The organism is Streptomyces sp. NPDC007991, from assembly GCF_042958445.1.
GTDB lineage: Bacteria > Actinomycetota > Actinomycetes > Streptomycetales > Streptomycetaceae > Streptomyces.
The window spans coordinates 25057-37563 of record NZ_JBIBJD010000020.1 but is presented as its reverse complement, the minus strand read 5'-3'; the positions used below and the strand labels follow the sequence as shown (position 1 = coordinate 37563).

General features: G+C 71.7%; 11 protein-coding genes. 5 read left to right on the top strand and 6 right to left on the bottom strand.

Annotated elements, in window-relative coordinates:
- Window positions 1-232 precede the first annotated feature (232 nt).
- The 3 genes from ACFZDA_RS38355 to ACFZDA_RS38345 all read left to right on the top strand — a co-directional run bounded on the left by ACFZDA_RS38355 (window position 233) and on the right by ACFZDA_RS38345 (window position 1540).
- Window positions 233-436, top strand: a complete 204-nt coding sequence (locus tag ACFZDA_RS38355) for a cold-shock protein (RefSeq protein WP_003992177.1) — start codon at window positions 233-235, stop codon at window positions 434-436.
- A gap of 155 nt (window positions 437-591) precedes the next feature.
- Window positions 592-834 (top strand): hypothetical protein, encoded by a 243-nt coding sequence (locus tag ACFZDA_RS38350; protein ID WP_391090609.1) that lies wholly within the window; start codon window positions 592-594, stop codon window positions 832-834.
- A 43-nt stretch (window positions 835-877) separates the two neighbouring features.
- Window positions 878-1540, top strand: coding sequence for a methyltransferase domain-containing protein (locus tag ACFZDA_RS38345; protein ID WP_391090606.1), 663 nt, complete (start codon window positions 878-880; stop codon window positions 1538-1540).
- A 17-nt stretch (window positions 1541-1557) separates the two neighbouring features.
- Here the strand turns inward: ACFZDA_RS38345 and kstD are convergent, their stop codons facing one another.
- The 4 genes from kstD to ACFZDA_RS38325 all read right to left on the bottom strand — a co-directional run bounded on the left by kstD (window position 1558) and on the right by ACFZDA_RS38325 (window position 8194).
- Window positions 1558-3351 carry a 3-oxosteroid 1-dehydrogenase gene (gene kstD / locus ACFZDA_RS38340; protein ID WP_391090604.1) on the bottom strand — a complete coding sequence of 598 codons (1794 nt, stop codon included), beginning with the start codon at window positions 3349-3351 and terminating at the stop codon, window positions 1558-1560.
- Window positions 3352-3447: 96 nt separating this feature from the next.
- Window positions 3448-4572, bottom strand: a complete 1125-nt coding sequence (locus tag ACFZDA_RS38335) for a substrate-binding domain-containing protein (RefSeq protein WP_391090602.1) — start codon at window positions 4570-4572, stop codon at window positions 3448-3450.
- Window positions 4573-4762: 190 nt separating this feature from the next.
- Window positions 4763-6682 carry an AMP-binding protein gene (locus ACFZDA_RS38330; protein WP_391090600.1) on the bottom strand — a complete coding sequence of 640 codons (1920 nt, stop codon included), beginning with the start codon at window positions 6680-6682 and terminating at the stop codon, window positions 4763-4765.
- Between the two features lie 228 nt (window positions 6683-6910).
- Window positions 6911-8194: an acetyl-CoA C-acetyltransferase gene (locus ACFZDA_RS38325; protein ID WP_391090598.1), complete on the bottom strand. Its 1284-nt coding sequence runs from the start codon at window positions 8192-8194 to the stop codon at window positions 6911-6913.
- A gap of 94 nt (window positions 8195-8288) precedes the next feature.
- Between ACFZDA_RS38325 and ACFZDA_RS38320 the strand changes: the two genes are divergently transcribed.
- On the top strand, window positions 8289-9596 hold the full coding sequence (locus tag ACFZDA_RS38320; RefSeq protein ID WP_391090596.1) for a 3-oxoacyl-ACP reductase: 1308 nt from the start codon (window positions 8289-8291) through the stop codon (window positions 9594-9596).
- Window positions 9596-10462 carry a MaoC/PaaZ C-terminal domain-containing protein gene (locus ACFZDA_RS38315; RefSeq protein ID WP_391090594.1) on the top strand — a complete coding sequence of 289 codons (867 nt, stop codon included), beginning with the start codon at window positions 9596-9598 and terminating at the stop codon, window positions 10460-10462. The genes ACFZDA_RS38320 and ACFZDA_RS38315 overlap by 1 nt, the downstream gene beginning before the upstream one ends.
- Here the strand turns inward: ACFZDA_RS38315 and ACFZDA_RS38310 are convergent.
- Together ACFZDA_RS38310 and ACFZDA_RS38305 are read right to left on the bottom strand one after the other, a co-directional pair.
- Window positions 10450-11115 (bottom strand): TetR family transcriptional regulator, encoded by a 666-nt coding sequence (locus ACFZDA_RS38310; protein ID WP_391090592.1) that lies wholly within the window; start codon window positions 11113-11115, stop codon window positions 10450-10452. The genes ACFZDA_RS38315 and ACFZDA_RS38310 overlap by 13 nt on opposite strands.
- A 77-nt stretch (window positions 11116-11192) precedes the next feature.
- Window positions 11193-12494, bottom strand: coding sequence for a cation:dicarboxylate symporter family transporter (locus ACFZDA_RS38305; RefSeq protein WP_391090590.1), 1302 nt, complete (start codon window positions 12492-12494; stop codon window positions 11193-11195).
- Window positions 12495-12507 lie beyond the last annotated feature (13 nt).

Genomic DNA, 12507 nt, shown 5'->3' with positions numbered 1-12507 from the left:
CGGCGGAGAGGGTTCAAACATTCGGGTGACGTGATCTTGACCCCTATTGCATTCCGGGGCCTGCGTGCTAGGCTCGTCGCAAGTTGCAGTTTGGTTTCCCTTGCAGTACAGAGCCTGCGGAGCATGTGACCGCGGGCTCTCGTCATTCTCAGACGTATGCAGTTGTGCAGAATTCATCTTCACACTTGCTGGTTCTGGAGCAGGGCAACCCTTTTGAGCCCAAGGAGGGCTTATGGCTACCGGAACCGTGAAGTGGTTCAACGCCGAAAAGGGCTTTGGTTTCATCGCCCAGGAGGGCGGCGGCCCCGACGTCTTCGTCCACTACTCCGCGATCAATGCGAGCGGCTTCCGCTCCCTCGAGGAGAACCAGCAGGTGTCTTTCGATGTCACGCAGGGTCCGAAGGGCCCGCAGGCTGAGAACGTCACGCCGGTCTGATCAGTAGTACCCAAGGAGCCCCGCGCCGTCAGGCGGCGGGGCTCCTGCCTTTTGCTCCCCCCTCGCCCCGCCTTGCCTCCCCTTGCCCCCCGGTGAATTTCCGGCGAATTCTCCCCCCGGCCCCTGATCCCCGCGGCTACTGAGAAGATGCCCGGATGCGGAGAAACCCGGAGCACGACGGGGAAGACAGCGGCACCCCCGCCGACAAGCGCCTGGCCTTGGGCCTGTCCCTCGGCCTGTCCCTCGGCACGGCGACAGGACTCGCCCTCGGCCTGACCGTCTTCGACAACCTCGCTCTGGGCCTGGCCCTGGGCCTGGGCTTCGGCACGGCGATCGGCGCGGGGGCGGCCCTCGGAGCGCGGCAGACGGGCGAGGACCGGGGAGACGGGACGCCGTAGGAGCCCCCCCCGCGTTGTCAGACCCCCTCCGTAGGGTCGGCGCATGACTGACGTCGACTTTGTGGATGAGACCCGGGTCTTCTACGACGCCGTGGCGGAGGACTACGCCGTCCGCTTCAGTGAGCCGCGCGTGGCCATGCCGTTGGATCTGGGGCTGCTGTACGGCTTCACGGAGCTCGTGGGTGCGGGGGGCGAGGTCGCTGATCTCGGGTGCGGGCCGGGGCGGGTGACCGCGTATCTGGCGTCGCGGGGGCTGTCCGTGTTCGGGCTGGACCTGTCGGAGTCGATGCTCGCGATCGCCCGGCGCGAGCATCCCGGCCTGCGGTTCGAGCAGGGCTCGATGCTGGACCTGGACCTGCCCGACGGCTCGCTCGACGGTGTCGTGTCCTGGTACTCGACCATCCACACCCCGCTCGACCGGCTGCCGGCCGTCTTCGCCGAGTTCCACCGCGTCCTGCGGCCCGGAGGGCATCTGCTCCTCGGCTTCCAGGCCGGTGACGAGCCCCGCCGCTACGAGGAGGCCTTTGGGCACTTTGTGGCGCTGACCTTCCTGCGGCGGCAGCCGGAGCGGGTCGCCGCCCTGCTGGAAGCCGCCGGTTTCGTCGTGCGCTCGCGGACCGTCCGGGAGCCGGACGAGGAACTCGGGGAGCCGGTCCGCCAGGCGTGCCTGATCGCCCGCAAGCCCCCCGAGCCGGTGTCCCGGTAGTCCCGCCGCGGCCACCCCTACAGCACCCCCGCGATGTCCCTCGCCGCGATGTACCCGAACGTCATCGCCGGCCCGATCGTCGAGCCCGCGCCCGCGTAACTGTGGCCCATCACCGCCGCGCTGGCGTTCCCCGCCGCGTACAGGCCCGGGATCACCGAGCCGTCGGGGCGCAGGACGCGGGCCCGGGCGTCCGTGCGCATGCCGCCCTTCGTGCCGAGGTCGCCGGGGACGATGCGGAAGGCGTGGTAGGGGGGCAGCCAGAGGGGCGCCAGGCAGGGGTTCGGGAGGACCGACGGGTCCGTGTAGTAGTGGTCGTAGGCGCTGTCGCCCCGGTGGAAGTCGGGGTCCTCGCCCCGCCGTGCCTGGGAGTTGAAGCGGTCGACGGTCGTGCGCAGGGCCGCCGCCGGGACGCCGATCGACGTGGCCAGGGCGTCCAGGGTCCAGGCCTTGTGCGCGACGCCCGAGTCGTACCAGGCGTCCGGGAGGGGCAGGGCCGGCAGGACGTCCTTGAAGAGGTACCGGTTGCGGTAGTTCTGGTCGACGATCAGCCAGGACGGGATGGCCGGGTCGGTGTCGTGGACGTCGTACATGGTGTGGACGACGTCGGTGTAGGGCGCGGCCTCGTTGACGAAGCGCCTGCCCGCTCCGTTCACCAGCAGCCCGCCGGGGAGCGTGCGTTCGGCGAGGCAGAAGTACGGCATGCCCGGGACCGGGATCGCCGGGCCCCACCACGCGTCGTCCATCAGGTCGAGCGCCGCGCCGAGCCGCTCCCCCGCCCGGATGCCGTCGCCGGTGTTCTCCTTGGCCCCGACCGTCCACTCGGTGCCGATGGGCTGCCGCTGGAAGCGGTCGCGCATCGCCGCGTTGTGCTCGAAGCCGCCGGAGCCGACGATCACGCCTCGGCGGGCGCGGATCAGGCCGGGCGCGCCGTCGCGGGTGACCACGGCTCCGGTGACCCTGCCGTTCTCGACGTGCAGGTCGCTCAACGGCGTGTCCAGCCACACCGGTACGCCGGCGGAGCGCAGCCCCGCGCGCAGGCCGGCCGCCAGTGCCTGGCCCATCGTCAGGGGCTTCTGGCCGAGCGCGGCGGCCTTCGTGCCGCGGGCCAGGCACTGGGCGGCGACGGCGGCGCCCCGGGCGTGCACGGCGGCCAGGGACAGCCACTTGTAGTCGGCGCCGAAGACCACCAGGCCGGCGGGGACGTCCAGGTACGGCGGGTTCAGCCGGGCCAGTTCGGCGCCGAGGAGCGTGCCGTCGAGCTGGTCGGGCTCGATGGAGCGGCCGTTGGGCAGGCCGCCGGGCAGCTCGGGGTAGTAGTCGCTGTAGCCCTCCATCCAGCGGAAGCGCAGGGGGCTGTGGGCCATGACGTAGGAGATCGTCGCCGGGCCGTGGGCGAGGAAGGCGCGCTGCCGGTCCGCGGGGACCTCCGGGCCGACGACGGCGGCGAGGTAGGCGGCGGCCTTGGCCGGGGTGTCGGGGACACCGGCCGCGAGGATCACCGGGTTGTTCGGGATCCAGATCCCGGCACCCGAGCGGGCGGTCGAGCCGCCGAAGGTCGCGGCCTTCTCCACGACGACGCAGCTCAGCCCCTGCCCGGCGGCGGTCAGCGCGGCGGTCATGCCGGCCGCGCCGGAGCCGATGACGACGACGTCGTACGTGCCGAGCGGGGGTAAGTCGGCGGCGTGGGCGCCCTGCCGCACTCCGGCGGCGACCGCGAGGCCGGCACCCGCGGCACCGGCCAGCACTCGTCTTCGAGTAGGAGAAGCGGAGGGGGAAGCAGCCGATGGTGCGGAGGGCAGGTCAGTGGTCATGACGTCTCCAGCGCGACGGGACACCTCAAGGGGTGGGGAATGTCGCGCGGGCACCTCACGAAGTCAAGAGCCAGGCCCGGATGCCGCGTTGAGGTTCTAGTCGAGTCCGATCGCCGCGCAGTCCGCCTTGTACTTCGCCGTGCAGATGTCCTTGACGGTGTAGACCCCGTCCGTGATCACCGTCTCCTTGATGTTGTCCTTGGTCAGGGCGACCACCGGCACCAGCATCGACGGGATGTTCTTCTGCGTGGGGCTGTCGACCGTCTCCCGGGTCAGCGCCGCGAACTCGATCTCGCGTCCCTGGACCTTGGCCACGGCGATCTTCGCGGCGTTCGTCGCCTCCAGCAGGAACGACTTGTACACGGTCATGTACTGCTCCCCCGACACGATCCGCTGCACCGCGTCCAGGTTGGCGTCCTGCCCCGTCACCGGCGGGATCTTCGTCGCGCCCGCCTCCTTCAGCGCCTCGATGACGGCGCCCGCCATGCCGTCGTTGGCGGAGTAGACGGCGGCGATGTCGTTCAGCCCGACGGTCTGGATCGCCTTCTTCATGTTGGCCTTGGCGATCGAGGGCTTCCACTCCTTGGTGTCGTACTGCTGGACGATGTCGACCTGGCCCTGGAGCTCGCTGAGCGCGCCGTCCTTGAAGCGTGCCGTGTTCGGGTCGGCGGGGTCGCCGTTCATCATGACGACCTTGCTCTTCTGGGCCTTGTCGCCGAGCTCCCCGACGATGGCGCGGCCCTGCACCTGCCCGACGAGTTCGTTGTCGTGGGAGACGTACGCGTCGATCGGTCCCTCGGCGAGCCGGTCGTAGGCGATGACCGGGATGCCGGCGTCCTTGGCCTTGCGGACGTCCGAGGCGATCGTCTTGGAGTTCAGCGCGTCCACCAGGATGACGTCGACCTTGTCGTCGATCATCTGCTGGAACTGCTCGCTCTGTCTGGACAGGCTCGCCTCGGCGTTGGCGTACTTGACCTTGCCCTGGTTCTCGGTGAGGGAGGCCACCTCCTTCTTGATCAGGGGGTAGTCGAACTTCTCGAAGCGTGCCGTGTCCCGGTCGGGCAGCAGCAGGCCCACCGTGATGTCGTTGCCCTTCTTCACGCCCGCGGAGTCGTCGCTCCCGCTGCCGCCGCAGGCGGTGAGGGACAGGGCCGCTGTGGAGACCGCCAGGGCCATGGAGAGGGGACGCAGAGCGGACCGGCGGGGGTTGCGCGCTTTCACTGGTGGTGCCTTCCGATGGGGGAGCATCGCGACGAGGTGGCAGAAAGCCAACAGCGAGGCACCCTGCGTCGTCAAGGACCATGTGTGAAGACCTCGCAAATGCCGAGTGGCGCCTCGTCCGTCTCCTCGGGGGACAGGACGTTCTTGGCCGTCTGCCGCACCCGCTTCGACTTCCACCGGACCCGGGGTCTCACCGCGCGTACAGGTGCTCCACTTCTGCCGCGAAGTCGCGCATCACCGCCGCGCGGCGGAGTTTCATCGAGGGGGTCAGGTGGCCCGCCTCCTCGGTGAAGTCCTGGGGGAGGATCGCGAAGCGGCGGATGGACTCGGGGCGGGAGACCGTCTTGTTGGCCTCGTCGACGGCGCGCTCGAGGACGGCGCGCAGTTCCTCGTCGTCGACGAGGAGTCCGGGCGGTACGGGGTGTTTGCCGTTCATCTGGCGCCAGTGGGTGATGCCGTCCGGGTCCAGGGTGAGCAGGGCCGCGACGAAGGGGCGGCCGTCGCCCACGACCATGCACTGGGAGATCAGCGGGTGGGAGCGCAGCCAGTTCTCCAGGGGCGCCGGGGCGACGCTCTTGCCGCCCGCGGTGATCAGCAGTTCCTTCTTGCGGCCGGTGATCGTCAGATAGCCCTCGTCGTCCAGTTCGCCGAGGTCGCCCGTGGCGAGCCAGCCGTCGGGGGCGGCGGGTACGACGCCGCCGGCCTGGGGGTCCCAGTAGCCGCGCAGGACGTGGTCGCCGGCGATGAGGATCTCGCCGTCGGCGGCGATCCGGACGCGGGTGCCGGGCAGGGGCCAGCCGACGGTGCCCAGGCGGGGTTTGAGGGGCGGGGTGACGGTCGACGCGCCCGTGGTCTCCGTCAGGCCGTAGCCCTCGAAGATCTCGATGCCGGCTCCGGCGTAGAACGCGGCGAGGCGGCGGCCCAGGGGGGAGCCGCCGCAGATGGCGTAGCGGACCCTGCCGCCCATCGCGTTGCGGATCCGCCGGTAGACCAGGGGGTCGTAGAAGAGGCGGGCGGTCCTCAGGGCGCGGGTGGGGCCGGGGCCGGTGCCGGTCTGCTGGGCCTCCATCGCCTCGCCGTAGCGGCGCGCCACCGCCGCCGCGCGGTCGAACGACGTGACCCGGCCGCCCGCCTCGGCCTTGGCGCGGGCGGCGTTGAAGACCTTCTCCAGCATGTACGGGATGGCGATCAGACAGGTCGGCCGGAAGCTCGCCAGGTCCGGGAGCAGGTTCTCCGCCTTGATGCTCGGGGCGTGCCCCAGCCGTACGCGGGCGCGGACGCAGGCGATCGCCACCATGCGCCCGAAGACGTGGGACATGGGCAGGAACAGCAGGACCGAGGCCTCTTCGCTGGTCTTGGCCCGGAAGACGGGGTAGAGCAGCTCGATGGCGTTGTCGACCTCGGCGAAGAAGTTGCCGTGGGTGAGCGCGCAGCCCTTGGGGCGGCCCGTGGTGCCGGAGGTGTAGACGAGGGTGGCGAGGGTGTCGGGGCCCAGCATGCCGCGCCGCACCTCGACCTCCTGGTCGGTCAGGTGCGCCCCGGCTTCCGCCAGCCGGTCGATGTGGCCCTTCTCCACGATCCACATGTGCCTGAGGTCGGGCAGTCGTTCGCGTTCCGGGCCGAGTGCGGCGGCCTGCCCGGCGAACTCGGTGACCAGGGCGACCGCGCCGGAGTCCTGGAGGATCCAGCGGGTCTGGAAGACGGAGGAGGTGGGGTAGACGGGGACGGTGACGAGTCCGGCCGCCCAGGCCGCGAAGTCCAGGACGGTCCACTCGTAGATCGTGCGGGCCATCACGGCGATCCGGTCACCGGGCACCAGCCCCTCGGCGATCAGCCCCTTCGCCACGGCCAGCACCTGCTCGGCGAACCGCGCCGCCGTGACGTCGCTCCAGCGCCCCTCGGCGTCCTTGCGGCTGAGCGCCACGGCGTCCGGGTCCGCGCTCGCGTTGTCGAACGGCAGGTCGGCGAGCGACCCGTGGGTCCACGGGGGCGCCAGCGGCGGTACGGACGCCTCCCGCACGACCCCGTCCAGCCGCCGCGTCTCGGGTTCGACGAGGACCGGTCCGCCGTAGATGTCGCCGTAGGCGGAGGAGGGATGGGCAGTGGACACGGGCGGCTCCTGGGGCGCGCAGCGAAGGAACTGCTTGCTGCATACGTACGTGCCTCGCACGCCGAGGCGCTCAACCGGTTGAACCCTCAGAAAGGGGTTACTGACGGTAGGAACGGGATCGTACGGGCCTCACGTGGCGGGTTTGTGCGGGTTCGGGGATGGTCCGGAGCCAGGCCTGTGCATTCTCGGGGGTTAAGTGAGGGTCCTTCACGTTCGGTACCGGCGCCCTCAGGCCCGCTCCAGGATCGCCGTCACGCCCTGCCCGCCCGCCGCGCACACGGAGATCAACCCGCGGGCGGGCGCGTCCCGTTCGGCGAGCAGCTTGGCCAGGGTCGCCACGATCCGGGCGCCGGTGGCGGCGAAGGGATGGCCGGTGGCGAGGGACGAGCCGGCGACGTTCAGCCGGGCGCGGTCCACCGTGCCCAGCCCCCGCTTCTCCCAGGCCGCGAGCGTGGCCAGCACCTGGGAGGCGAAGGCCTCGTGGATCTCCACCAGGTCGAAGTCGGCGAGGCCGAGTCCGGCCCGCTCCAGCATGCGCGGCACGGCGTACGCGGGCGCCATGAGCAGCCCGTCCTCGCCGCCGGCGACGTCTGAGCCGACGAAGTCGACGGCCGCCGTCTCGTACGCGGTGAGATACGCCTGCGGCTCCAGGCCGCGTTCCTTCGCCCACTCCTCGCTCGCCAGCAGCACGGTCGCCGCGCCGTCCGTCAGCGGTGTCGAGTTCCCGGCCGTCATGGTCGGTTCGGGCTGGTCGAGGCCGAACACCGGCTTGAGGGAGGCGAGTTTCTCCACGGTCGAGCCGGGGCGCAGGTTCTGGTCGCGGGCCAGGCCCCGGAAGGGGATCACCAGGTCCTGGAAGAAGCCGCGTTCGTACGCCGCCGCCAGCCGCTGGTGACTGGCCGCCGCCAGTTCGTCCTGGGCCTCACGGCCGATGCCCCAGGCGCGGGCGGTGACGGCGGCGTGTTCGCCCATGGACAGGCCGGTGCGCGGCTCGGCGTTGCGGGGGATGTCGGGGACGAGGTGACCGGGGCGCACCTTCGCCAGGGCCTTCACGCGCCCGCTCAGCGACTGGGCGCGGCGGGCCTCCAGGAGGATGCGGCGCAGGGTGTCGTTGACGCCCAGGGGCGCGTCGCTCGCCGTGTCGGCGCCGCCCGCGACCGCCGACTCGGTCTGGCCGAGGGCGATCTTGTTGGCGGCGGCGATGACGGCCTGGAGTCCGGTGCCGCAGGCCTGCTGGATGTCGTAGGCGGGGGTGGTGGGGTGCAGACGGGAGCCGAGGACCGTCTCGCGGGCCAGGTTGAAGTCGCGGCTGTGCTTGAGGACCGCGCCGGCCACGAACTCGCCGACCGCGCCCGGCTCCTGGAGCCCGTACCGCTCGACCAGGCCGTCGAGGGCGGCGGTGAGCATCTGCTGGTTGGAGGCGGTGGCGTAGGGGCCGTCGGCGCGGGCGAACGGGATGCGCGCTCCGCCGACGACCGCCACACGCCGCACCGACATCTTCTGGGTGCCCATCTCGACCCGCTCCTCGCCTGTGACGTAGCCTTACCTACGGTAACCTTACTCCAGAGTAAGCAAGTGTGAACCGTCATCCGAGCTGGGAGTCGCCATGGCCGACCGCTATCTGAGCTTCACCGCCACCGCGCCCGGCCGCTTCCTCACCCGCCGGCTCGGCCTGCCCCAGCCCGCTGCGCTGACCCGCTGGTCCCCCGAGCGGCCCTCCCTCGACGGCGGCCTCCGTCACCTCACGGCCGGCCGGTCCGGCCTCGACCTGGCGCCGGTCCTCGCCCGTACGGGGATGGGCCCGGCCAGCTCGGACCGGGCGGGGGCCGTCGTCCTGGACGCGACCGGCGTACGGGACGTGGAGGGCCTGGCCGAGGTGCACGCGGCCCTGCATCCCGTCGTACGGTCGGTCGCCCCGAGCGGGCGCGTGGTCCTGCTGGGCGCGCCGCTCGACCCCGCCGACCATCACCAGGCCGCCGCCCAGCAGGCCCTGGAGGGCTTCACGCGCTCCCTGGGCAAGGAGATCGGCCGGGGCAGGACCGTGAACCTGGTCCGGCTCACGGACGCCTCGGCCGCCGAGTCCACGCTCCGGTTCCTGCTGTCGCCCAAGTCGGCGTATGTGAGCGGGCAGGTGATCGAGGTCGGGTCCGGTGACGAGCCCGCCACCCCCGTCGACCGGGACCGCCCCCTCACCGGCCGCACCGCCCTGGTCACCGGCGCCGCGCGCGGCATCGGCGAGGCCGTCGCCGAGACGCTCGCCCGGGACGGGGCCCGGGTCGTCGTCCTCGACGTACCGCAGGCCGAGCAGGACGCCCGGCGCGTCGCCGACCGGCTCGGCGGCACCGCGCTGCTCCTCGACATCACGGCCGCCGACGCGGGCGCGCGCATCGCCGAGGCCCTGCCGGACGGCCTGGACCTGCTGATCCACAACGCGGGCATCACACGGGACCGGCGCCTGGTCAACATGCCCGCCGAACGCTGGATGCCGGTGCTGGAGGTGAACCTGGCGAGCGTGCTGCGCACGACGGACGCGCTGCTGAAGTCCGGGACGCTGAACCGGGGCGGCCGGATCGTGGCGACCGCCTCCATCGCGGGCATCGCCGGCAACGCGGGGCAGACCAACTACGGGGCGAGCAAGGCGGGGATCGTCGGCCTGGTCCGCTCGCTCGCGCCGCGCGCGCTCGCCGAGCACGGGGTGACGGTCAACGCGGTCGCGCCGGGCTTCATCGAGACGAAGATGACGGCGGCCGTCCCGCTGTTCATCCGCGAGGCGGGCCGCCGCATGAACTCCCTCGCGCAGGGCGGTCTCCCCGCCGATGTCGCCGAGACCACCGCCTGGCTCGCGCATCCGGCCTCGGGCGCGGTCAACGGGCAGGTCGTCCGCGTATGCGGCCAGAGCCTGCTGGGGGCGTGATGGCCGACGCCGCTCTCGTCCTCACCGGGTCCCCCTCCCTCGCCCCGCTCCTCGCGCGCGGCGCCCTGCTGTCCCCCTTCAAACGCCCCGCCCCCGGCGCGGAGTTCCCGCGCACCCGGCTGGTCCTGCCGGGCCTGCGCGTCGACCTCGTGCGGCTGGCGGCGTACGAGCGGGTCTGCGGGTTCCCGACCGGGGAGGACGCGCTGCCGCTGACGTATCCGCACGTGCTGGGATTCCCTCTGGCCATGCGGCTGATGAGCGGCCGGGACTTCCCGCTGCCGCTGCTGGGCCTCGTCCACACGTCGATCACGATCACCCGGCACCGGGCGATGCCGGCCACCGGCGCACACGAACTCACCGTGCACGTCGAGGGGTTGGCGCCCCACCGGCGCGGCACGCAGGCGACGGTCGTCACCGAGGTGCGCGAGGACGGGGACGTCGTATGGGAGTCGACGAGCACCTACCTCGCCCGGCACCGCACGCGACGGCCCGCCGGGACCCCGCAGAACCAGCCCGGGGCCCACCAGGAGGACATACGCAAGCCGCTGCCGGCCGTCGCCGAGTGGCGGCTCGCCGGGGATGTCGGGCGGCGCTACGGGGCCGCCTCCGGGGACCGCAACCCGATCCACCTCCACCCGCTCACGGCCCGCCTGTTCGGCTTCCCCCGGGCCATCGCCCACGGCATGTGGACCGTCGCCCGCTGTCTCGCCGCGCACGGGACGCCGGACTCCTGCCGGGTGCGCGCGGAGTTCCGGGCGCCGGTCCTGCTGCCCGGGACGGTGACCTATGCGGCGGAGGAGGGCCGGTTCGAACTGCGGGGCCGGGAGGACAGGCTCCACCTGACGGGGGACGTCTACTCCACCTGAGTCCCCGCCCGTTCCTCCGGCGGTGACCACGGCCGCCCCGCCATGAGGTCGCCGAGGCCCGCCCAGGCGAAGTTCATCATCGTGGCCGCGGCCTGGCGGGCCGTGACGCCCGGGGTGGCATTGGCCCAGGCGGCGAGCGACTCGGCGGCGCCGACCAGGGCCTCGGCGAGGCCGGCGACCTCGCGCTCGGGGAGGTCGGGGTCGCGGTGTGCCTCGCGCGCGGCGGCGAGGATCAGCTGGGTCACGAACGCGACGATCTCCTCGCGCATCGCGGCGACCTCGGCGGCGAACGGCTCGCCGTGCGTACGGGCCTGGAGGTGCAGGACCGCCCAGGCGTCCGGGTTGCGCGCGGTGTGCGCGAAGAACGCGCCGAGACCTTCCCAGAGTTGCCGGTCGGCCGGCAGATCGCGCCGGACACCGGCGCGCACGGCCTCGACGAGTGCCTTGGCCTCGCGGCGGATGCAGGCGGTGAAGAGGTCTTCCTTGGAGTTCAGGTACAGGTAGACCAACGGCTTCGACACGCCCGCGAGTTCGGCTATCTCGTCCATCGACGCGGCCATGTACCCGCGCTGTCCGAAGATCTGCACGGCGGCGTCCAGCATCTGCTGTTCACGGACCGCACGCGGCATCCGCTTGGTCTTCACGGCACCCATACCGCTTAGCGTACGGTCCCCTTGGCCGGCCCTCGCCCGGGAAGCGGGAGGAGGACCGGCCGGAGGGCGCCAGTGCGTCAGGCCGTGGCGGGGACCTGTTCGGCCCGTGCGTCGCGCGGCTCGTCCAGCGAGGAGCCGTCGGCCGTGGCGTAGGCCGTGCGGTCGAGCAGGTTCTCGCGGGCGGAGACCAGGACCGGGATCAGGGCCTGGCCGGCGACGTTGGTCGCGGTGCGGATCATGTCCAGGATCGGGTCGATCGCGAGGAGCAGGCCCACGCCCTCCATCGGCAGGCCGAGGGTGGAGAGGGTGAGGGTCAGCATGACCGTCGCGCCGGTGAGACCGGCGGTGGCGGCGGAGCCGACCACGGAGACGAACGCGATCAGCAGGTAGTCGCCGACGCCCAGCTGGATGCCGAAGATCTGGGCGACGAAGATCGCGGCGATGGCCGGGTAGATCGCGGCGCAGCCGTCCATCTTGGTCGTCGCGCCGAACGGCACCGCGAAGGAGGCGTACTCCTTCGGCACGCCGAGCCGCTCGGTGACCTTCTGGGTCAGCGGCATCGTGCCCACGGACGAGCGGGAGACGAAGGCGAGCTGGATCGCGGGCCAGGCGCCCTTGAAGAACTGGACCGGGTTGGCCTTGGCGACGGTCGCGAGCAGTGTCGGGTAGACGCCGAACAGCACGATCAGGCAGCCGACGTAGATGTCGGCGGTGAACGTCGCGTACTTGCCGATCAGGTCCCAGCCGTAGGTGGCGATGGCGTTGCCGATGAGGCCGACGGTGCCGAGCGGGGCGAGCCGGATGACCCACCACAGTGCCTTCTGCAGCAGTTCGAGCACGGACTCGCTGAGGGTGAGGATCGGCTGGGCCCTCTCGCCGAGCTGGAGGGCGGCGATACCGGCGACGGCGGCCATGAAGACGATCTGCAGCACGTTCAGCTCGGTGAACGGCGTGATGACGTCCGTCGGCACGATGCCGGTCAGGAAGTCGATCCAGGAGCCGGTGTCGTCGGGCTTCGCCCCGTCCTTGGGGGTGAGACCGGTACCGGCGCCCGGGTTGGTGAGCAGGCCGATGACCAGGCCGATGCTCACCGCGATCAACGACGTGGCCATGAACCACAGGAGGGTGCGCGAGGCCAGGCGGGCCGCGTTGTTGACCTTCCGCAGGTTGGTGATGGAGACCAGGATCGCGAAGAAGACGAGCGGGGCGACGGCGAGCTTCAGCAGGCCGATGAACGTGTCGCCGACCTTCTCCAGGGTCGTGACCAGCCAGGACAGGTCCTGGCTGCGGGCGAGCCAGCCAAGCAGCACGCCCAGGACGAGACCGGCGATGATCTGGGCCCAGAAGGGCACCTTGAAGGACTTCGTGTGTGAGGACACGGACTGGCTCCGT

What these genes read in the sequence shown, in the direction of transcription:
- ACFZDA_RS38355 (WP_003992177.1), top strand. Translation starts at nt 233, where the DNA reads ATGGCTACCGGAACCGTGAAGTGGTTCAACGCCGAAAAGGGCTTTGGT.
- ACFZDA_RS38350 (WP_391090609.1), top strand. Translation starts at nt 592, where the DNA reads ATGCGGAGAAACCCGGAGCACGACGGGGAAGACAGCGGCACCCCCGCC.
- ACFZDA_RS38345 (WP_391090606.1), top strand. Translation starts at nt 878, where the DNA reads ATGACTGACGTCGACTTTGTGGATGAGACCCGGGTCTTCTACGACGCC.
- kstD (WP_391090604.1), bottom strand. Translation starts at nt 3,351, where the DNA reads ATGACCACTGACCTGCCCTCCGCACCATCGGCTGCTTCCCCCTCCGCT.
- ACFZDA_RS38325 (WP_391090598.1), bottom strand. Translation starts at nt 8,194, where the DNA reads ATGGGCACCCAGAAGATGTCGGTGCGGCGTGTGGCGGTCGTCGGCGGA.
- ACFZDA_RS38320 (WP_391090596.1), top strand. Translation starts at nt 8,289, where the DNA reads ATGGCCGACCGCTATCTGAGCTTCACCGCCACCGCGCCCGGCCGCTTC.
- ACFZDA_RS38315 (WP_391090594.1), top strand. Translation starts at nt 9,596, where the DNA reads ATGGCCGACGCCGCTCTCGTCCTCACCGGGTCCCCCTCCCTCGCCCCG.
- ACFZDA_RS38310 (WP_391090592.1), bottom strand. Translation starts at nt 11,115, where the DNA reads ATGGGTGCCGTGAAGACCAAGCGGATGCCGCGTGCGGTCCGTGAACAG.